We start from the raw sequence: 237 nt of genomic DNA, 5'->3' as shown, positions 1-237 counted from the left end.
GTTACACGGGGGTGACGAGCGGTCCGCGCGCGGCAACATCGTGTTGCGGGACGGCCCGCGTCTCAGGGGGCGGGACGGGGCCCGGTCGGCGGGGACGGGGCGCGGGCGCCCCGGGCGTCACCCCAGGATGCCGTCCACGAACCCCTCCGGGTCGAACGGCGCCAGGTCGTCCGGCCCCTCGCCGAGCCCGACGAGCTTCACCGGCACGCCCAGCACGCGCTGCACGGCGACGACGAT

General features: G+C 77.2%; 1 pseudogene. It reads right to left on the bottom strand.

The window, feature by feature from the left end:
- Positions 1-117: 117 nt before the first annotated feature.
- Positions 118-237: pseudogene (locus KVT14_RS21330) on the bottom strand (signal recognition particle-docking protein FtsY); the annotation flags it as partial.

It is taken from the genome of Cellulomonas sp. GbtcB1, from assembly GCF_019091725.1.
GTDB lineage: Bacteria > Actinomycetota > Actinomycetes > Actinomycetales > Cellulomonadaceae > Cellulomonas.
The sequence above is the reverse complement of the archived record's forward strand: the minus strand, read 5'-3'. Positions and strand labels throughout refer to the sequence as shown.